The following is a 22280-nucleotide window of genomic DNA, read 5'->3' as shown; positions in this document are numbered from 1 at the left end:
GGCGGAGCTTCAGTAGAACTGCTGAACGACACCACTGATGACGGAACCTGGAGTACAACCCTGCCGGTATCCGCCGGAGATGGAGCCTACGAGGTGACCATTCTGGCCACCGATGAGGTAGGAAAAACATCCAGCATCACCCGGAACATCGTCATTGACACCGAATCACCCGATTTGACCCTAACAGCCCCGGTGGATGGGGAATTCATCGACTCGGGAAGCTACACCATCCGCGGTCAGGTAACCGACAACGGCGGCAAGGGTGTAACCAGTCTGGAATACTCCACCGACAATGCCACCTGGACCACCATACCCCTGTCAGGGTTCAACTGGAGCGTAACCGGTGTGGACTTCAGTACCGGCGGAGAAGGGAACCGGACCCTGTACGTCCGGGCCACCGACGGACTTAACCCCGAATCCAGCCAGCAGGTCGACTTCTATTACGATACCGCCGATCCCTCCCTAAGCGAGGACAATTACAGTGCGGCCCAAGAAATAACCAACGGGGACTTTACCTTTACCGGAGATGTGAGCGATTCCAACGCCCTGAAGGACACCGGAGCCCTGGTTATAACCGCCTCCAAGGACGGCGGTGCGTCATCCCAGGTATACAGCCGGAGTGCAGCCCAGATAGCCGCGGACGGCGGCAGCTACAGCTATACGGTAGTCCTGCCGGATGACGGCAGCGATGACGGGACCTGGGTGTACACCATTACGGCTACCGATGTGGCCGGGCGTACAAAAAGCGAAACCCGGACCTTCCTGATCGACGAAACCGATCCTGATACCCCGGTGATTGACGCCTTTGCCGGTGCCTACCAGGTGAACGAGCTGGTATCCAGCGGTACGGCAGCTGACGGCGGCAGCGGTCTGCAGACCGTTGAATACAGCTTTGATCAGAGCAACTGGAGTCCAGCGAGCGGAACCAGCAGTTGGTTCAGGACCGTGGACATCAGTATGAGCGCAGCGAACGTGAACCACCGCCTTGGCCAGGGGAACCGGACCCTGTACGTCCGGGCTATTGACCGGGCGGGGAATGTAAGTCCGGTGGGAAGCCGGAGCTTTACCGTGGACCGGGCTGATCCGGTAGTAACGGTAGATGCAGAGTATGACGGTACGGTGTATAAGAACGCCGGGTTTACCGTAAACGGAACGGTGACCGACAGCCTGCAGTTGGCGGGAAGTCCCATTGCCATAACCGTGGACGGGCCGAACACCGATGATATCGCCCTGGGAGCCTTTAATTACACGAGTGGAGACGGCAGTTGGAGCCAGGCTGTGCCCATCGATGACGGGGACGGCAGCTACAGCATCGCGATAACCGGAAGCGATAATGTGGGGAGGACCCATACCGTCACCCGGACGGTGGTGGTGGACACCGCCGATCCGGTGGTAGCAGTGAATAACCTGAACGGAGACGGCTCGACCCAGGTGAACGGCGCGACCTACACCGTCAGCGGGACGGTAACCGAGTCAGGCTCGGGGATAGCCAGTGTGGAATACAGCCTGGACACCACCGACGGCCTGGACGGCACCTGGCAGGCGGCTACGGGAACCACCAGCTGGTCGGTAGCCCTCTCGGGACTCACCGATACCCTGACACAGACCTTCGCTATCCGGTCTACGGACAACGCGGGCAATACCAGTGCGGCCGTACAGCGGGAATTCATCGTTGACCTGGCTGATCCGGTATTGGCAGTAACCGGGGGGAATACTGCTGCAAGTCTGGTGTACCGGAACAGCGATATCGTTCTCAGCGGTACAGCCACCGACGGCAACGGCGCCCCGGGTGTAACAGTACGGTACAGCAAAGACGGCGGAGCAGCGGTAACCATCTTGGACGGCACTGCAGCCCAGTGGAACAGCGGCGTAACCCTGCAATTGAATGCAGGCCCGGATAATGTTTTGGGGAACGGCGACGATGCCTTCTTGGGGGATGGTGAGTACATCTTCACGATTACTGCCACGGATGCCGTGGGCAAGACTGATGTCGAAACCAGAAGCGTTCGAATCGACACCCTAGATCCCACAGCAGAGATCACCTCTCTGACGCCTGTGACCGGTGCAAACACCGTGAACGGCATCATAACCATCCGGGCTGCGGTGGCCGACGCCATCGCCCTGGATACCCTGGAATGGGCCTTGGTACCCGAACTGGGAGACCCTGAACCTGCATACCTGACGGTCTCCGGAAGCAAGACCTCTCCGGAGTTTGTCATCGATACAACCCAGACTACGGGCAATGTAACGGTGAACGGATCCGCACCCTTTGACCGGACCTTGACGGATGAGGCGATCTCTGTGCTCTACCTTAGGGCTCGAGACCGAGCCGGCAACGAGGTTGTTATTTCCCAGAATTTAGAGGTGGATCAGGCCTCGGATGCCCCGGTTATCACCTTTACAACCATCGATTCCTCAGCCGATACCCCGGAAGAATCCTACCTGAACCTGATTGAATCCAACGGACTGGTACGGATCACCGTTTCCGATGACGATCTGGTAAATGCCGGTAGTGCTGAGATTTCGATTGGTGATAATGCATCATGGCAGGAAATTAACTACAACGGCGGAACTGCTCCTGCAAGCAGCAGAACCGTAACCCTGAACCATGACCTGTATTCGCCGGCGATGCTGGCCGAGGGTACAACCCTGTTCTATCTCCGGGTCAGCGACAGCGACGCCGGGAACGCAAAGTCCGGATTGCCCACGGCAACCACCACAGTGGGACCGGTCTATGTAATGGTTGACCGGAACTTCCCGGTTATTACCGAAACTGCCCTGGGGGGAGACGTATTCCGCTCAGCTGCCTTCTCAATTTCGGGAACCATTTCCGATACCAATGCCCTGACTAATCTGACGGTTACCCAGAGCAAGGATGGCGGTGGGGCCGTCACGGTTCTAGACCAGGATGAAACAGGAACCAACAGCAGTTTCTCCATTAGTAATATGCCCAACGGCGGTGCGTCCGACGGAGAATACCTCTACACCCTTACCCTGACCGATGCGTCGGATAAGCAAACCGTGCTCGAACGGACGGTAATCATTGATACTACCGATCCCGAAGCTCCGGTTGTTACCTCGCCCACCGCGGCATCCTGGATCAGCGGGGCAACCTATGAATTCCAGGGAACCGCCTCGGACGGAACCGGCAGCGGCATTGATACCATCTATGTAACCGAAACAGCCCGGGGCGCCGGTGCCCCAGCTAAGGGCGATCCAGCCTGGCAGGAAGCCTCATTAGAATCCGGCGGAACCCAGTGGAGCCGGACCCTGACGGTGGCTGCCCAGGGTGAACGGGATCTCCACGTATATGCCGTGGATGAGGCCGGAAACGACGGCGCTATTACCACCCATGCCTTCGGGTTGGATACCGGCGCGCCGGTGGTCAGCTTTGACGGCGGATCAGGCATCTTGTATGGTAATGGTGATTTCACCGTCAGCGGCACCTTCACCGATACCAGCGGACTTTCCCATATCAGCGTAGAATCCAGTACCGATGATGCGAACTACGTCGCAGCCAGCCCGAGCAGCGCAAGCTTCGACGGCGGCGCGGGAACCTGGAGCTGGACCCGGACCATCGGAGCCCAGGCCGAGGGAACCTATTACTACCGCTTCAATATGACCGATCTGGCAGGAAATCTGCGCCAGGTAACCAAAGAGGTCAACCTGGATAAGACTGCGCCGGTCATCGCCTTTACCTCTGCCGCTCCCTCTATATCATTTAACGCCGGGGCAGGTTCAGCCTCCGCCAACGGCACCATGAGTCTGAGCGGGACGGTAACGGAAGATCAGAATGTGGTAAACCTTGCAAGCATCAGTTACCAGCTGAACGAGGGAGCATCCTCAGCCCTAGCTGTGGGATCATCCTTCACGATCAGCGGGATTGATACAACCTCCTACACCGACGGCCAGCCCCTGTATGTGGATGTAACCGCCGTCGACCGCAACGGCAATGAGGAAACCCAGCGCTTCACCTTCAATGTAAACCAAGCCACGGATAAACCGGCGGTAAGTATCACCAGTCCGGCAGACAGCACCACGGTTACCACACCTTCGGTTACCATCGTGGGCGAAGCCACGGATGACGACGGCATTACCGCCGACCCGGACCAGGTTCAGTACCGGTTCAGTGAAGACGGAACCGTCGGGGGCTACGGGCCCTGGCAGCATGTGGCCCTCGGGGGAAGCGCCACCGTCCGGAGCTTCAGTTTTAACATCACCGCCTCCACCGACGGAGCGAAGCTCGTACAGATCCAAGCCTACGATGAGCATGGAACCCTTTCGGATCCGGTAACCCTGAACCTGACCTTCGATACCAACGAACCGGAGTTTACCGGCCTGTCTCCGGCACCGGACAGCTATCACAGCGGCGATTTTACCCTCTCGGGTACCGCCGTGGACGATACCGGTACCGTCGACACCCTGCGCTACAAGGTAGACCGTAACGGTTCCCAGGTAACCGGATGGACTGCCCTTCCCGGAACCGGGGTGGACAGCGTTCCATTCAGCACGACGATAGATACATCCTTCGGAGGCGGAACCTATAAAATCACCCTGGAAGCAGTGGATGATTCCAGCGCTACCAGAACTACGACTGTCAGTGTCTTCGTAGATACCGCCGATCCATCGGCAGCCTTTACCGCTCCCGGCTCGGGTTCCACCCAGAACAACATCATATCTGTCAGCGGAACCAGCGACGATAACTACGGTGTGCAATCCTTGGATGTGGTTGTGGTGGATGTAAACGACGGAAATACCGAAAAAGCACTGCCCACAGGAACCCTTTCGGGGACCAGCACATGGACGGTGAGCGACCTTGATACCCGGAATGCAACCTTGCTCAGCTACGCAGCCGATGAAGGCGGCGGGGTGTATACCCTTACCCTGCGTGCCCGGGCAACAGACCTGGCGAATCGAACAGCAACCAACGATTTGAGCTTTACCATTGATCAGAGCACCGATAAGCCGGTTATAACCCTGGATTCCATCGCTCTGGACGGCAGTTCAACGATTACCACTACGACCATCAACGGTTCAGTGACCGATGATGACGGTATCCAAAGCATCGTGGTTGACACCTGGGATGTGGGTAACCTGACTGCGACTCCCGACCGAAGCGAGACCGTTACCCTGACCAGCGGGAGTTACGGCGGAACCAGTCTGGGTTGGCGGGTGATTCTTGCCGATAACGGCAATGGCCTGCGGGCTCTCAGGGTTCGCGCAGTGGACAGCGACGATAATAACGGATCGGACTACTCGGCATCGGATTACAGCCGGACCGACTCCGGAAAGATTGAGTTCCAGCTGGACACCCAGAATCCCGATGTAGCCTTTACGGCTCCGAGTGCCAACATTACCTGGTCTTCTAATAATACCTTTACCATCCAGGGAACCAGCGGCGATGAGACCGGCGTGACGGGTCTGCTTCTGAAGGTCAACGATAACGATTTCTCCGGCGGAACTACCGTTATTCCCGATAGTAATGCCGACGACTGGGCTACCTGGACTTACACCTTTAATCAGGGTGATTTGAATAATGGTCCCCACACTATCTATGTTCAGGCCACCGACTCCGTGGGTAATACCCGGATCGCCAGCCGGCAGATAAGTGTGGACAAAACCGCGCCTACCATTTCTGTTACCTCTCCGGCCAATGGTTCGGCAGTCTTCGGGCCCCTGACCATCGGCGGAACCACCGCGGATAATGCCGGGGGAGCCGGGGTTGATGCTGTGGCGGTCGGCCTTGGAAACCAGATTGATCCCTTGGATCTGGAGAACAGCACCTGGACGTCCGTACCGGGCACCACCAGTTGGAGTTTCAGCTTCCTGAATATCAACGACTACGCCAATACAACCTATGCTGTAAACACCGGCGATACCAATGAAGACGGTATTGAAGATGTCGGTGAAACCTGGACCGACCTTTGGGACTTTACCTTCTATGTCCGGGCAACCGACAAGGCGGGGGACGGCCAGCCGGGGAATACCTCCTACCTGACCAGTTACACCCTGACCATCGACCCCAAACGGGACCGGCCCGAGATATCCATCCTTTCTCCTGAAGACGGATCCACTGTGGGCGGCTATGTGCGGGTTTTCGGATCGGCTTTTGACAGCCAGTTTGTAGAGAAGGTGCAGATCGCCATTGATGCTAATAACGACGGCGATTACACCAACGATACCTGGTCGGAAGGCACCCTGGACGAAACCGACGGCGACGGGGTAGCGTGGTACCTGGCAAACGGCACCACCAGCTGGAACGTCCGGCTGAACGAGGCCGGGGAGTTCGATCCCACCGGAGGAGATACGACCCGGACCATCACCTTTAAGGTCCGTGCCAAGGATTATAAAGAGAATCCCGGGGACGGTATCTACGGTGCCGAGGTGGAATACCAGGTTACCTTTAATAAGGATTTCCCGAAGATCGAGGATGTGAGCATCGAAAGCGGATCCACTGTGGGCGGCATTGAAACCCTCACTGCCATCATCCGGGATGAAACCGACATCGACAGGATCGTCTTCAGCAATGAGGGACCGCTCTTGGGGAACACAACCATCTTCCAGAATCCCGGCGGTTTACTGCCTCCGGGTGCTGGAACCACCACGGTTGCAAGCACAGCCAACCCCTACGGCGGTACGGATATTACCGTAGACCTCCTGGGAACCGGCGATCCGGACTACCAGGCCGCCTATCCCGGCAGCTACCGCGTTACAATCCCCATAAACACCCAAGCAGCGGGACTGTACAACGGCGGCGCGGGATCTATGAGCGTGAAACTCAGCGCCGAGGATGTGACATCTCCCAGTCCCTTTACCAACCAAAACCTCATTTCCTTTAATGTGGATAATATTGCTCCCAGCGATCTGAGTTACACCGGGTCCACGGAGATCATCGGAACCCAGGCAGAGGTGCAGGGAACCGTCCGGGACACCGGGACTATCAGCGGTATCGACCGGATTGTGGTCTACATGACCAATGCTGACGGCCATCTGATTCAGTTGAAGAACGGAACCGGTGCGGTGGCTACCTTTACCCCGGCGGAGATCTACGATGAGGATGATCCCACCTTCGAGAACTACCGGATTATCATTGATAACCGCAATGAGTTGGGTAACGACGGTGCAGTGGGGGTAGGCGACCAGGACGGGTTCCCTGAATACCTGACTATCTCCGGGGGAACCTACAACTGGAGTGCCAGCTTCAATTCCGAGGATGTGGCGGACGGGGCAGTGACCCTCCATTACCGGGCCGAGGACTTCTCGGGCAACTCCGCCGAGGATACCACCGGCGCATTTATTGCCAATAATAAACCCTCCATTACCGGGGTTGTTCTGGGAACAGACCTGAACGGCAACGGTGACGCCGATGATGCGGGCGAGAAAACCTCCGTGATTACCGCCGGCTACGGTTCGACGAATTTCACCGCCCGGAACGATCTGCTCTTTGTTCAGATCAACGTTACCGGGGGCAACAATCGGCTGTACTACGTGGTCCGCCATCCCGGCGCAGCCCTGGATGCTACCGCAACGGTGAACGGCGAGATGTACGAGATTATCAGCCAGGGTACCAGCGACTTTACCGGAATCGGTGCAGCCAGCAATAATCCCGGGACGGTATTCACAGCAACCGGTGCAGGCACCGGAACCGGTACGGTGTACCGGGTGGATTACACCGACACCGCCATCGGGGCCGGCTCGGCATCTCTGGAAATCAATACCTCTGCTTGGGCCGAGTCCGAACCTTTAAGCAACTCCACCAGCGTGGCTATCCGGGTGTTTGATGCAACCTCCAGCCAGGACCTGGACAGCACCGACGAGCTTTCGGATACCATTACGGTGAACCTGGATGTGGATAATGTGGATGAAACACCGGCAGAAATCGAAGTGGCTCCTGTGGGCCGGCGATGGGACAACGCCTCCGAGCATGATACCAAGGTCCAGGAAGATGTGGACGAGTGGTCGGAAAATGTTGTTACCACTGGAAGCGGTGTGTCTTTGGTAGAACACGGCTATGTGCAGTATTCCGCAGCCAGTGCCGATGCGGAGGCTGATGTCAGCGGTAAGGTGATTCTATTGGGGCGGGCCTACGACAATCAACGGATCAGCCGGATTACTGCCCAGATCCCCGATTTCAATGGTGGTGCTGAGTTTAATATCGCGGTTTGGAATGGAACAGGTCTTGAATCTGCGGGCAATTCAATTGAAGAGCTCGGAACCGATACCGATGAGTCTATAATCTGGGGCTTTGAAGTGGTTCCTGGAAGCGAATTCCTAACCCAGGCCGACGGCCATGTGCTTAATTGGCAATTCGGTTGGAATACCGCAGCCATAACCACCGAAGCAGATGAGGATGTTCGTGTTACCTTCCGGATATATGATACCAATACCGATAATGACGGTGCGGTAGGAACAAACAGCTATCTCGATGTGGATGCTGTACCGTACATCACGCGAATCTACAACCCAAGCGGCCAGGGCGGCCTCAGTGAGACCGTAATCCGTACAGCCAGGGGTGCATACTCCTTGGAAAACAGTGCGGGGGATGATTTCAGAATTGAGGGATTCAATCTTTCCGGCGCTTCGGTCTACGTTTCAGATACGGCCATTGATACCCAACCGGGTGCTGGAGCACTAACAACTTCGGCTGGCAGCACCTCCTCCATAGATGTGGAGAAGAACCTGCCCGGATCAGGATTCCTTACGGTATTTGTCAACGGGATACCGAGCTTGAATAATCTCAACGATCTCAATGCGGAGTATAACAGCGAGGCTGTGGCAACAAATCCGCGGTCTCTTCAGTGGACCGATGACCGGGAGATTGTGGTATGGGACCTCACCGAGGTCATGTCAGGCACCAACGACCAAACCTTCTACTATCCCTCCATGGTTATGAACGGCAACCAGCCCATATTCAGCTATGCCAACGACAACGCCGGATATACCTATCGGACCACCGGGGATGATACATCCGCTATTCGGTCTGGTGCATGGTTTGAGCGGCATACCGCCTTGGCCCGTACTCCGGGAGGTGTGTACTGGATTGCTTCGGTTCAGGATGCCTTTGCTGGCGGCGGGGATATCGGATACCTCTATATTAACCGCGACCGGGCTAGAAACGCTCTTCTTGGTGGGGATGGTAGTACAAATACGAACCATTTTGAGATTCAGGGACTTGACTATCTGAGCACCCAGCTCAACAGAATTAAGTATCCGAAACTGATCGTAGATGGTCCGGATGATAATACAAACGTTTACCTGTCATACTATGATACTCATCCTTCAGCAAAGTCCTTATCATTTGTGTCGTTTCGAGCATCAAGCGCAACAAATTCGAATCTGGCGGAGCCTACCAGCGATGCCGGCCGGGCAACTCAGGTTCAGACCATCCCCGGTACCGCTAATGCCAGCAGCGAGCACTTTGATATGGTGAAGATCGGAGCCAGTGACATGGCAGTGGTGTACTTCGATGAAGGAGCCGGTACCCTGGAGATGCAGTATTCAAGTAACGCTTGGGATGCAAATAATCTCAGCGGCGGCGGAACCTGGACGCAACAGACCATCGACGCCAGTCCCCTAACCGGGTCTCACGTCTCTACCAGTGTGGGCACGGTGGGAGGAACAACCTATCTGTACATTGCATACCAGGACGCGGCGAACACCTCCTTGAAGTTGGCAACGGTGAACTGGACAACTAAAGCGGTAACGACCCAGGTGATTGACTCTCACTTCTCCGTTGGAACCCGGACCAACCTGCATATTCTCGACGGACTTCCCCACATCTCCTACAGCTCCGATTCCTATGTGGGAACTCCGAACTCCATGAGGTTGGCCTATCCGGTGGCAGCGAATTCCCGGACTGCTGAGCAGAATATCTTCCAGGCCGGTGCCGATGAATACGACCAGTTCCTCGGTAATTGGGAGGTTGTATCGGTACCAACAATTAAGACCCCCCGACCGGGGATCGAGCAATTCCACCGGACCATGATTGATCAGTACAACGATGGAACAACCAACCTGCCGGTAGTAGCCTGGTTGGCCGATAGGATTGAGTACGCCAAGATGCTTGATTGACAGGCGGCACTTGTAACGGTCATGTAAAAACCTTCATCCCCGTGTCCGAAGATTCCGGGCACGGGGTTTTATGTGTTCCCCCCTGCACTGGAAGGCTGATAGAACCTGCTTACCTGTTGGGGTGGTACGATAGGGGTACACTATCTGTTATTGCTGCATTACACCACGGATAGATTCCAATACGGAGTCATAACATCCGCTTGAGGCGCGGGCCGTAATTGGCGTGAAAAATGCCCGCGAAGCGGAATGCATTTTTCATGACAATAGGTGAGTAGCACTCAAAGCGATTGTTGTACGGCAGTATATCAGTATTTTTTAGTATTATATATTTTTATTAAATTCTATTTGTGACGAGCGTGAGGCCATTTGGAATATATTGTTCCAATTTTGAATCATGCGAAAGAAGTGTAAAACCAGATTCTATCGATTGCCAGATTAACATTCGATCAAAGGGATCTTTATGGTTCTCCTTTTTGGGTAATTTATAATACGCCGATAGTATTTGATGTGGGATTTCAGTTATTCTAAATCCGGAATCCTTTATCGTAATTAATAATTCATCTGGATTTTTATTCCCCAAATCCAGCTTTCCAAGCGAATATTTAATTGAAATTTCCCATAAATTTATTCCAGATACAAATTTCTGTTTTTCTGAATCTACTAATATTTCTTTTATGGATTCAGATAATTTTCCTGGATCAAACAATGTCCAAAGAATAATATGCGTATCGAGTAAATAATTCATATACCAATAAATTCTTCTTCTGTCATTTCAAAGTCTTCTGAGATTGAATATTGTTGGTCTTTCAATAGTCCTATTTTTATTGTATTTTGCTGCTTGTATTCTGATATTGGAATTAATGCAGCAACACCTTTTTTATTCCGGCCATACGTAATTATGACCTCTTCTCCGGATTGAACTTCCTTCAGGATATCTGAGAAATGGGTCTTAAATTCTCCGACTGGCAATGTTTTCATAATTAAATTGTGTTACTTATTTGTCAAGTTGTCAAGTTATGGTTTGATTCAGAGCGTAAATTTTATGTCCGTACAACATCCGGTGATCGAGATATTCTTGGTTGTATATTCCACAGGCTCCTAGAATGCCAGAGTAATCCTTCGAAAGCGATGTATAGTGCGCAAAAAGTTGTAACATTGTACCCCGGCGACACCACCCAAGGATGGACTTATAGGTTGTCTCGCTATATCTGGTGTTGGTTACAACTCTTTGTGCACTACAAAAACGATGCGGCAGGAATAACTGCCGGATGTCTACCTTGGTTCTGTGACTCCCAGAACTTGTGGGTGTTCAAAATACCCAGTACAGGCCTTTAGTGTTCCTCGGAACTATGAATACCCGCCGCCTTGCTAAAACTTCATAATCTCTCCGGCATGGACCTCATCCCTGACCTCCCGAATGCTTAGGTCGTCGTTGTAGACCGTACCGGCCGACAGGGCTGCCCCGGCGTAGAGTCCGAAGTGGGCTTGGGCTAGGCCGCCTTTTCCCCCGTAAACCTGGGCGTGGCTTACCAAGGCCCCGTCTTGCCATACCTTGGCGTAGCCCTCCTGGGGGTCCAGGTCGAGATACACATCCAGGCGGACCCACTGTCCCTGGGGAAAGCGGAGGTCGCGGTCACCAGGGGGCGGGGTTGAGGGGCCGGCCTGGAATAGGTGTTGTTGTTGGCCTTGGGCGGGCACATGAACCAGGCGCAGGTAGCCGTCGGTGGTGAGGTTTACCAGGATGGTGCGGCTCCACAGGTCGCTGGAATCTGGGCTTAGGGTCACCAGGCTGAGCCAGTCATCGATGCCATCCCGGGGCTGGAGTTCGACATCGGTAAACACCCAGAGGGTTATAAGGCAGGGGGTTCGGAAGCTGCCTTCAGAGGTTTTGTGCAGCTGAATGGTTGGATAGGCTCGGTGGGGCAGGTAGGCCGGCCCATCGTTGTGGGCTGCTCTGGGAGCGGTTATCCAAGCCTTGTGGCTGTACCTGCCCTGAAAGACTTCCTGGGTGCTTAGTTCATGGGAGCTTTGGTAGTCTCCGGGGGGAACGATGTAAAAACCCTCGAAATCATCCTGGGATTCAAATCCCGACTCGAATTCCCGCAGGGGACCGGTGTAGTCCGGGGTCCGAATGGATGGTACGACACAGGACATGATCCAGGCGGAACACAGGAGCCCGGTTAGGGTAGGTATGAGCCGTGCGCGTATGCGGCTTTTGGGGAGTACCGAGGGCGGGGGACGGAGGAGATTGCTTGGCATAGAAACTCCTTGGGTGTCTGGGTGTAAGATTTCTACAGGGGGATTTTACCGCAGTTGGCGACGGATTTCCGCTATGAGCGGGCTTAGGTTTCGGGCCTCCGGGACGTATAGGGCGGAGGCGCGGGATATCCACGAGACGACATCTCGGTGGCTGCGGTTCAGCACCGATTCACCACGAAGAACCGGGCTCCAGGGGGTGGTGCGCTCTAGTTGTTCCTGGAAGGCCGGATCTCGGGCGGCTGTTAGGAGGGTGGCGGCTTCCTGGCTGCGGGGGCCGGGTCCGGGCAGGATGGATAAGCCCCGGCCGAAGAGGGAGAAGTTTAGTTTGCCCTGGCCCGGGGGGGGCAGCTGGGGGGTTAGGGAGAATCGGTTCTCCGGCGGTATTTCTTTCATCAGACTGCGGGGTAGAAAGAAGACGGCGCCGGTTCCCTGGTCCAGAGCGGCGCCCAGGGCTAGGCGATCCCAGTTGGTCCAGTTGTAGGCAAGAAGGCCCCGGGACATCAGCTCGCGGAGGTACGAAAGAGCCGGTTGCAGGAGCTCCGGCAGGATCACCGGGGAATCAGCGGCTGATGAGGCGGTTTCCTGGGGAGGGACGGCGGGGGAGGTACGTCCGGGCTGGGCTTCGAGGCTCGGGGAGAGGCTGGAGAGCAGGGCATTGAAATCACCCTGGGAAAGAAGGGCCTGACTGATGTAGAGAACCAGGGTTAAGAGGTCTTGATCTACGTTCCCCGCGACAACCAGGGGCTGGACGGGGGCGGTTTCACCGGCAGAATCGCTTGGTGGGAAGCGGCCGGCGAGGGTTTCCATGAAGGATTGCAGGGTGGCGTTTTGGGGGATGGGGTAGGGGCTGCCCAGATGACGGCTGTCGGTGTAAAGCAGATATGGATCGAAGGCTGCCAGGGCTTCCCGGGGGGTTCGTGGGGTGTGTTGCTGAAGGATGATGTCCGTATCCTCCCTGCCCGGGGCTGTGGTACGGTAGGAGTCCCGGATTTCCGGTACCAGAGTGAGGAGCGTTTCGGTCAGGTTCTGTACGGGATCCGGGCTGTCCGGAGGTTGAATTCCGGTTTGATTGGCTCCATCCGGGGCCGCATCTGCCTGGCTTTTCGGCTCTGCATGGGTGTTCGGCAGGGACACTCCCTGGGGCAGCTGAATGTAGATCCGGGACAGGCGTACGGCACGGAGGATGCCCAGGGTTCCCCCGGTGACTGCCAGGGCTCCGCACAGGATGATGACCCCGGTTACAAGAATTCGCCGGAGCTCCGGGGAAAGCCGGTGTTTTCGGGCGGCTTTCCGCTTGGCGGGTCGGGTGGAAGTGCGGGAACGGGTGCGTTTTTTACTCATGGCTTTGAACGGCTCCTTGTTCGGGCTGGGTTTCCGCCGGGGCTGGGGGTAGGAGTCGGTCCAGTTCCGCGGCGAGGGCTTCGGCGGATATGTCCTGGGGCTGTTCCATGGCCCTGCGAATGACCGGGAAACCCTGCTGGATGAAGGCATTACCGACCCATCGGTCCGGGGAGGGCAATACCAATGTGCCAGGGGTTAGGGTGGCGGCGCTCAGGGCGGCAGCGGGGTTTGTATCTCCAGGGGCTGTCGGGGATGCCCGATAGGTGGAGCCTGCAAGGCCCGGGCTGCCGGCTTCGGCGTAGGCGGATGCTGCTAAAAAGGCTGCTTCCGGGTTGGTCGCCCCGACTGGAATTGCCAGGGAAAGGATTTGGCCAAGCTCGGCCCGGGGCTCAGGGGCGGCATTCTGGACCTCTGCCGGGTAGGGAAGGGGGAACCAGCCGAGGAGATCCCGCCGGGCTCTATCCCAGGCGAACCCCCCGGCCAGCATAACCAGCCCCCGGCCTGCCTCAAGGTCTGCCAAGGCCTGAGACCAGGTTTTCTCTTGGGCCCGGGGATCGAATACCCCAGCCCGGCTCCAATCCAACAGGGTCTCCCAGGCTCGAACTGCCCCCGCCTCGGTCAATCTGCGCTGTCCGAAGATCAGCTTCTCATGGGCCTCCGGGCCGTTCAGGCGCATATCCAGGTAGCTGAACCATGCCATGGCCGGCCAGCCGAATTGGGAGCCCAGAGCCACGGGGTATTCCAGGGCCGACAAATCACTGTTCCCGGAGCCGGCCATGGGCCGACGCCGGGCGAGATCCAGCAGCAGAGATTCAAACTCCTCCAGGCTGCGGGGCACCTCAAGGTTCAGAGCGGAGAACGCCGCTCTATTGTACATAACTCCCCAGGAGTAGGCTCCCAAGGGAATGAGGAAGTTATCGGCTGCTCCGGGATGGTCCAGGGAATAGAGGCGGTTCCGCCGGGCTGTCAGGGCGGGGATATCCGGGGTCTGGTCCCCGGAGCCCGTCGGGGCGGGGTATTCTTCCCGGAGATTTCCCAGGATGTAGCGTTGCTTCAAGCCTCCGAGATCGGTCAGGCCTGGGTTGCCTGAGGCGGTGATAGTCGAATCCGAACCGGCTGAACCTGAACCGGGCGGGGCGTCCCCATGGAGAAGGGAGTAATCCCGGATCGCCCCGGTCCATAACACGAGGTCGGCAGCCCCGGCACCCGGGGCAGATTCGGCGGCGGTAAAACCGTGCTCTTCAAGGAAGCTGCGGAATTCGGAAAGCAGAGGTGCATCCTCAATAACGACAGTCCCCTCATGTTCCAGGGGGCGTACCGAGGGGGAACATCCTGTCAGGAGTGAAATAAGCCCCAAAATCCATGCAAAAGCCGCCAGGCCGCCACGGGTATTCATCCCTCTACTATATGTCGGCCCACCGGCCCCGGGCAACTCCTTAGGAAGCAAACATGCAAAATGCATAACCGGTTATGCTCCCCGGGGACCTTATGCATCCTGCATAGTCCCTTCATGCATGGCAGGTTTTTGCAGGGTGATTCTAACGCCATACGATAGAACAAGATGCGTTTTCACCCATTGCGTATTCTGCTTCTGGCACGGTTTTTGCAAGAATGCCTACATCTAAAAATCCCAGGAGCCATTTGCATGGTCGGATCCGGGGAAGTGCAAACAGCTCCCATGTAAAAAACAGCATTGTTTCTTATTGTAGCCCCGGGAGGGGGGAAGCAGTGCGGTACATGTTCAAATCGTCCCGTTCCCTGGATCAACCCGGGCAGACCGATGAAGTTGCCCGGGTAGGACGTTTGACCGTTTCACCATGCCCGGTTCCGGACCGGCACCCGGGGGTCCATGACCCAACAAGTTTATTGAATCGAGGAGATTTTTCATGCATCAACGCATCCTGCGAACCATACCTTTGATACTCATAATGCTTGCTGCATTAGGAATTCCTCTGTCCGCCCGGGGAACCAACGAAGAGGGTTGGGTACCCGTGGAGGGTCAAGAAAACTGGCGCCGGGAGCTGGACATTTCCGAACAGAAACCGGGAACCTATAACGTCATTATCCGGGGCCGGGACTATGCCGGTAACGAGTTCGTGGAAGGTCCTTACAACCTGCAGATAGACCCCGATTCGGATTTACCCGTTTCCCGGATCATCTATCCCGAGGAAGAATCGGTGGTGCGGGATGATGTGAATATCATCGGAATTGCCGTGGATGATGATGCGGTCGGTCGGGTGGAGGTGGCCCTGAATGACGGTGAATTCCAAACCGCCCAGGGAACCGATTACTGGCGCTTTGCCATACCCGCCGAAGAATTGGAAAACGGCGTACATACCATCCGGGTCCGCAGCACCGATATCTACGGTGTTCCGGGCAATGAAATCACCGGAACCTTTACCCTGGACACCCAGAATCCCGAGGTGCGGGTCTCCAGTCACGAGAACGGCGCCCAGGTGACCGGCCGGGTGCGATTTGAGGGAATCGCCGTGGATGCCAACGGACTTTCGGAGATTTGGCTGGAAATACCCCGGGTATCAGACGGCCAAAGCCCGGACACCCTTCCTGCCTCTCTGGAGGAGGACCGCCAGGAGTTTGACATGGAGCGGCTGCGGTTCCGGAGGGACCGTGAAACCGGTGAGTACAGTTTCAGTTTCGATGTGGATACCCGGCGGTTGGAAGACGGTCCCCATGTGTACTGGATCCGCGGGGTGGATACCACCGGGGCCGAGGGCCGGTACCCCTTCCTCTTTTTTGTGGATAACAAGGCGCCGGACATCACCATTCTCAATCCCGGCCAGGATGAAGCAACCTTCGGAACCCTCTTTATCAACGGGGTTATCCGGGACACCATGGGAATCCAGCGTTTCTGGTACGAGTGGCAGGATCAGGAGATCGAAATTCCCCTTACCAGCGGCAACCCCTTCTGGAACATCACCCTGGATACCCGGGAACTGACCTCTAAAACCATTGCGGTCCCATTTTATGCCCTGGATACCAGCGGTAATCAGAGCCGTGCGGAAATCCGGGTAACCAACGACCGGGAAGGCGCCCGACCCGTGGTTCGCCTCTTCGAGATACCGGTAATGCCAAGTCCGGATCCGTCTCTTTCGACGGGCTCTGCCGCTACCCGGGATCTCGGCAGGGCGGTACAGCCTGAACCGTCCCAGCAGGGCACCTACCGCTTCGCCGGGGAGGAATCCCTCCGGGTAAGCCGGGATACCAGTATTTCCGGACGCTTAGACGGGGTTCATCCCGGAAGCACGGTTAGGGTCGAGGGGCTTTGGGAGGAATCCCGCAGTCTTCCGGCCGGGCCGGTGTTCACCATCGACCTATCGGATGTACCTCCGGGAGACAAGACCGTTACCCTAACGGGCACCGATGAGTTCGGCTACCAGAGTCTGCCCCGCCGGCTTGAGCTCACCGTGTTGCCTCCGGCCCCCAAGGTCAGCATCGAAACCCTCACCTACCAGGATGCTCAGGAACAGCAACCGGCGAGCTACCGGCCCGGTCTCTCCTACGATCCCCAGCGGAAGGCATCCCTTACCGCCCTGGTTCACTCTGAGACCCGCCTGCGGGAAGGGCTTCTGATTCTGCAACCCGGCCAGGCGGCCCTCCAGAGGGGAGCCGATCCCGGGGATTTCGCCCGGCAGCCTGTGGAGGTCAAGGCCCGGATCACCGAGATACCCCCGGAACAACGGGGCCCCCAGGGACAGCAGTACAAGGTAGAGGCCGAGCTGCCCCAAGGGCTTGGCTACGGTTCGGTCGCCTTCCAGCTCCTTGTTCAGGACGAGTTTTCCCTCGCGGGGGCTGCCCAGGGCCTATTAACCATTCAGGATCTCCGGCGGAACGAATCCGAACCCCGGATTGTGATAAGCGACGAACGGTTCTCCGGTACGACCATGAGTTTTTCAACCCAGCGGCCCCTGACCGGGACGGTGTTCGGCATGGATGGACTTCCCCAGGGGCCCGACCAGGCTTCCGTATCCTTGGTTCTGCCCGGTCAGGAAGGGCAGGACGACGCCACCGGAGCTGACACTGAAAATCCCGGGGCTGATGAGTCCTCCATCATCCGGTTGACCCAGGGGGCGCGTAATCTGCCCGTGGGAAGCCGAAGCAACCAGCAAGCCCTTTTCCAGATTACTCCCCAGGCTGAAGGAACCCTAAGCGGGGTACGGATCCGGGCGGAGCTTCGGGACGGGGTAATCATTGAATCCCCTCCCTTCAGTGTGGAGGTTGATTTGACCAATCCCCGGCTGGAACTCTCCCTTCCATCGGGCCAGTTCATTAGCGGGAACTCCCTGGCAATTGCCGGTGAGGCCCGGGATTCCTTCCGGATCGAGAGGGTCCGCTACTCCCTGGATGACGGAAAGACCTTCACCGATATTCCCGCGAGCCCCCGGGGCTCGGGACTCTGGTCCTTCCGGACCTCCGTCGATTTGGGGGAACGCCCCAAGGAGTACTACGGTCTCATCGTAGAAGCGATGGATTCCGCAGGCAGAACCACCCGGCTCGTCCGGGGGATCACCACCCTTACCCCCGAACCCCTGCCGGTTCTTGCCGAAGGCGAAACCCGGAGGAACGACCAAGCTGTAATTCAGGTTCTGGCCCAGGCCTCGGCTGTCTTCGACGGCCAGGCTGCTGAGGATCAGCTAGTACAGCAATCCAACCTGCGGTACGCCCTGGCTGGAATCGTGAAGGATCTCGATGGAATCTCCCGTCTGGAAGGGGCAATGGGGGATGGTGAGTTCCAGACCCTGGTGCGTTTTGACCAGCGTAACCACTACCAAGATTTCATCATGTATCCAGACCAGCTGACCTTCGGCCGTCTCGAGCCCGGCTCCCAGACCCTCAGACTCCGGGCTGTAGACCGGCAGAATGAGCCAGGGCGGGAAACCCGGATAACCCTCCCGGTTCCCTATCCGCAGCCGGGCTTTTCGGGAGCCCCGGTTTTGTCCCTGACCCAGTTTCCTGTGGTGAGCCTGGGCAGTACTGCCGAGGTTGGTTCCTTCCTTCAGGGGCTGCCGGCCTCCGAGATCGCCAGTGCCGAATATTCCCTCAACGGAGCTGAGTATACGGGTCTCTCCAAGGGATCGACTGATGAATCGGGCAGGATTCCTCTTACCGCCCGGATTTCCTCCAGGGACCTGCCCTACGGGCTTCATGAACTTACGATTCATGTTGTCACAAAAGACGGCTGGGTAAGCCGCCGCTCAACCACCCTGCTGGTCTTGGATACCGGGGATTCATCCCCGGCCTTCGGCCCGGATTCCCGGGAACCCCGGGTTCTGGCTCCCCAGGCCGGCCCCCTGGTCTCCTACACCGGCCTCAGCCGCCCGGAAGACCGGGTGCCGGCGGTACCCGGCTTGAACCTGGAGTGGCAGCCCATCACCGGCGCCTCCCGGCTGACGATCACCGATCCCCAGGGATTCAGTGCCTTCGTACCCGGCCGGCCCCTGGCCTCAGCCGAGCTTTCCCGGGAATCGGCAATCTTCCGGGTCGGCACCCGGAACAATACCCTGGATTTTCGACCCCTGGCAGAGGGCACCGAAGAGGGCCATGAGCTGATTATCACCACCCGGGACGGCGTAACCCGGACCATCGGGCCCTTCTCCGTCACCGTGGATTTTGCCAGCCCATCCCTGACCCTGGATAATCCGGGCCCGACCAGTATTCACAATAAGCCCATTCCCCTGGTATTGACCTCCGGGGACACCCACACCCTCCAGGCTGTGGAGTACCGGTTCTTGGAGTTGGAACCCCTGATTCAGCCCAAGGAAAAACCTCAGGAAGCCGAATCACCCGGTGCCTGGCGCAGTTTGCCGGGGATCGCAGTGGATCAGGCCATGGCGGATTTTCCGGAATCCAGCCACAATTCCCAGCTGGCGGTAAATACCCTGGAGCCCGGGGGGCGGATTCTATCGGTCCGCAGCAGGGACGAGCACGGCAGGGAAAGCGTCCGGAACCTCCCGGTATTCATCGATCTGACGGCCCCGCAGTTCAGCCTGCTGACCCCCCCGGCCACCACCGCGGTCAACGGCCGCACCACCGTGTCAGGCCGGATCCTCACGGATTCCAAGCAGAGTAGAATCACGAAGGTCGAATACAGCCTGGACGGCGAGACCTATACCAGTCTGCCCCCGGGCCCCACGGTTGATGTGGAAGTAGACTTCTCCCAGCTTACCCAGAACGATCAGACCCTACACATCCGGGTGACCGACCAGGCGGGGAACTCCGCGGTGTACACCCCCAAACCCCGGGTGGATCTGGAGGCCGACTTTCCCAGCGTGCAGATTCAGATTCCCCAAGCTGATGCGGTTATAACTGAGGATCTGCAGATATCGGGAATGGTATTCGATGACGACGGTGTGGATCAGATCTTCTGGCGCCTGGATGACGGGGAGTTCCGTCCCCTGGCCACAAAGAATAATTTCAGCATTGAGATTCCCCTGAGCACCCTCTCGGATAACGAGCACCTGATCCAGGTCTACGCTGTGGACCGCTTCGGGCTGGAGGGGGAGACCGTTGACCTGCCCTTCTCGGTGAGCCTTCAGGAGCCGGGCATCAGTCTGGATTCTCCAGGGGTGGACGATATCAGCCGGGGTGTGGTGGATCTGGTGGGCCGCACCTGGGATCAAAACGGTGTCGAGGAACTCCAGGTCTCCATGGACAACGGTACATCCTTTTACCGTACGACCCTTTCACCCTATGATTTTCTCAGTGATTCTCATGCCCCGCCATCCGAACAGTCCGGGGAGGAACCTGCTGTTGACCCGCAATCCGCGGATTCCCCCGATGAAGAGGCAGCCCAGGCGACCCAGCCGGCGTCCATCGATCAGGATTGGCTCTACCAGCTGGATACCCGCATCTTTGTTGACGGCACCTACAGCCTCCAGGTCAGCGCTACCGACCGTTTCGGTATAACGGCCCAGTACTTTACCCTGGTAACCCTGGACAACACCCCGCCGGTACTGCAGATCGATCAACCTGCTGAGGGAGCCAGGCTGGCCGGAGCCATCCCCCTGAGCGGCCGGGTAACCGATAACATCGAAATTCAATCCCTTACGGCTCTGCTGGAACCCATCAACGGCCAGGCCGAGTCCCGGATTATCGAGCTGCCTACCCAGCCAATCCTTCAGCATGAGATTCCCCTGGGGGATGTCCCCCCGGGCTGGTACAATCTGCGGCTTACCGCCCTGGACGGGGCCGGGAACGAGTCTCTGGTGGATTTAAATCTCCAGGTGGCCGACCAGGTTACCTCCAGTCGGGTGGACATCCTCTATCCCCTGGAGGGGGAGGTGCAGCATGGGCCGGTGATTGTGGAAGGCCGAGTGACCGGAAACGTTCCGGTAAACCGTGCCCAGCTCTACGTGAACGACCGCTTTACCGACACCCTGGAGGTGGATCCCCGGGGGTATTTTACCTACAAAATGGAAAGCGGTACGGTCTCCAACGGGCCGGTGAGTCTGCGGGCGGTGGTGGAGCCTACCCCGGAGGAACGGATTTCCAGTCCCGAACGCCGGTTGTTCTATCAGGAACAGGGGCCGTACATTACCATCGACAGTCACCAGAGCGGCGATGTGCTCTCCAACCGGCCCTTTATATCGGGCACCGCCGGGTACATCCATGGGTTGGATCCCGAAAACCGGGAAAACCGCCAGGCCATCGACCAGACCCGGCTTTCCAGGCTGAGCATCAGTCTAGATAACGGAAAAACCTTCACCAGTCTTCCGGCCCGGGATGAGTGGAAGTACCGGGTGGAAACCGGCGAGCTGACCAACGGGCCTCTGGCGGTCATTCTCCGGGCGGAGTACCGAAACGGCGAGGCGGCGGTAATCCGAAGCCTGTACACCATCGATAAGGAAGCCCCGGAAATTGCCCTGCTCAGTCCCTTGGAGGGGGCCCGGATCAATGACTCGGTGGTATTCCAAGGTACGGCCTACGATGATTTCGGTATAGACGATCTCCAGATCAATCTGCGGCCCGGAGACAAGGCCGGGTATTCGGTACCGGAGTTTATTCAGGGTATGTATATCGATGCTGATTTTATGGGGCTGACCTACTGGAAAATCGGCCTGGGCCTGACCTTCTTCGATGATAATGTGAAGCTTCAAGCCCATTTCGGTGTCGGCCCTGAACAGGTGGGGGGCGAGCCTGCCCGGATGTCCGGATACTTCATCGGGGGTAAACTTCTGGCAAACATTGCCAGCATACCCTTTAGTGCCATCTTCGGACCCGACTGGACCTGGCTGAGTATGAACATCGCGGTGGGAGCGGATTTCAGCTACATCAGTCTCTACAATCCCATCGAATTCGACACCGGGGTGGATGTTAAGACCATTGACGGCGTGGTGCTCAGCGCCATCGTTGCCCAGATCGAGTTCCCCCGGATCAATATCGAGGATCTGGCAGCCTTCAACACCTACAGCTTCTACACCGAGCCCGAGGTCTGGTTCGTACCCTCGGATGTGGATCCCAAGATCGTACCGAAGATTACCTTCGGTGTGCGGGTCGGGCTCTTTTAACGGCCCTGAAGTCTGATTCCGGGGGGCTGATAGAATAGATGCGCCCCCGGGCCCTGTGCTATGGTAGAGCCAGACCAAGCGCGG

Annotated in this window: 7 protein-coding genes; 2 read left to right on the top strand and 5 right to left on the bottom strand. The window is 57.4% G+C overall.

What is annotated here, in order from left to right; translation table 11 throughout:
- The first annotated feature begins 93 nt into the window (after positions 1–93).
- Positions 94–10071: a beta strand repeat-containing protein gene (locus tag DC28_RS03985; protein ID WP_238565761.1), complete on the top strand. Its 9978-nt coding sequence runs from the start codon at positions 94–96 to the stop codon at positions 10069–10071.
- Positions 10072–10405: 334 nt separating this feature from the next.
- On the opposite strand, the gene DC28_RS03980 is transcribed toward DC28_RS03985, so the two are convergent.
- The 5 genes from DC28_RS03980 to DC28_RS03960 all read right to left on the bottom strand — a co-directional run bounded on the left by DC28_RS03980 (position 10406) and on the right by DC28_RS03960 (position 15067).
- Positions 10406–10816, bottom strand: a complete 411-nt coding sequence (locus DC28_RS03980; RefSeq protein ID WP_037546165.1) for a type II toxin-antitoxin system VapC family toxin — start codon at positions 10814–10816, stop codon at positions 10406–10408.
- A complete protein-coding gene (locus DC28_RS03975; RefSeq protein WP_037546162.1) occupies positions 10813–11049 on the bottom strand; it encodes a type II toxin-antitoxin system Phd/YefM family antitoxin in 237 nt (78 codons plus the stop codon). The genes DC28_RS03980 and DC28_RS03975 overlap by 4 nt, the downstream gene beginning before the upstream one ends.
- Positions 11050–11439: 390 nt before the next feature.
- Positions 11440–12330 (bottom strand): hypothetical protein, encoded by an 891-nt coding sequence (locus tag DC28_RS03970; RefSeq protein WP_052078429.1) that lies wholly within the window; start codon positions 12328–12330, stop codon positions 11440–11442.
- A gap of 45 nt (positions 12331–12375) precedes the next feature.
- The gene (locus tag DC28_RS03965; protein WP_037546159.1) at positions 12376–13671 is read right to left on the bottom strand and encodes a hypothetical protein; all 1296 of its coding nucleotides are present in this window, start codon (positions 13669–13671) and stop codon (positions 12376–12378) included.
- On the bottom strand, positions 13664–15067 hold the full coding sequence (locus tag DC28_RS03960) for an extracellular solute-binding protein (RefSeq protein WP_037546157.1): 1404 nt from the start codon (positions 15065–15067) through the stop codon (positions 13664–13666). The genes DC28_RS03965 and DC28_RS03960 overlap by 8 nt, the downstream gene beginning before the upstream one ends.
- 490 nt (positions 15068–15557) lie before the next feature.
- On the opposite strand from DC28_RS03960, the gene DC28_RS15230 reads away from it, so the two are divergent.
- On the top strand, positions 15558–22196 hold the full coding sequence (locus tag DC28_RS15230; protein WP_052078428.1) for an Ig-like domain-containing protein: 6639 nt from the start codon (positions 15558–15560) through the stop codon (positions 22194–22196).
- Positions 22197–22280 lie beyond the last annotated feature (84 nt).

It is taken from the genome of Spirochaeta lutea (assembly GCF_000758165.1).
GTDB classification, from domain to species: domain Bacteria; phylum Spirochaetota; class Spirochaetia; order DSM-27196; family Salinispiraceae; genus Spirochaeta_D; species Spirochaeta_D lutea.
Note: the sequence above shows the minus strand (reverse complement) of the source record. Positions and strands in the feature narration are given on the sequence as shown.

What these genes read in the sequence shown, in the direction of transcription:
- DC28_RS03970 (WP_052078429.1), bottom strand. Translation starts at nt 12,330, where the DNA reads ATGCCAAGCAATCTCCTCCGTCCCCCGCCCTCGGTACTCCCCAAAAGC.
- DC28_RS03980 (WP_037546165.1), bottom strand. Translation starts at nt 10,816, where the DNA reads ATGAATTATTTACTCGATACGCATATTATTCTTTGGACATTGTTTGAT.
- DC28_RS15230 (WP_052078428.1), top strand. Translation starts at nt 15,558, where the DNA reads ATGCATCAACGCATCCTGCGAACCATACCTTTGATACTCATAATGCTT.
- DC28_RS03960 (WP_037546157.1), bottom strand. Translation starts at nt 15,067, where the DNA reads ATGAATACCCGTGGCGGCCTGGCGGCTTTTGCATGGATTTTGGGGCTT.
- DC28_RS03975 (WP_037546162.1), bottom strand. Translation starts at nt 11,049, where the DNA reads ATGAAAACATTGCCAGTCGGAGAATTTAAGACCCATTTCTCAGATATC.
- DC28_RS03965 (WP_037546159.1), bottom strand. Translation starts at nt 13,671, where the DNA reads ATGAGTAAAAAACGCACCCGTTCCCGCACTTCCACCCGACCCGCCAAG.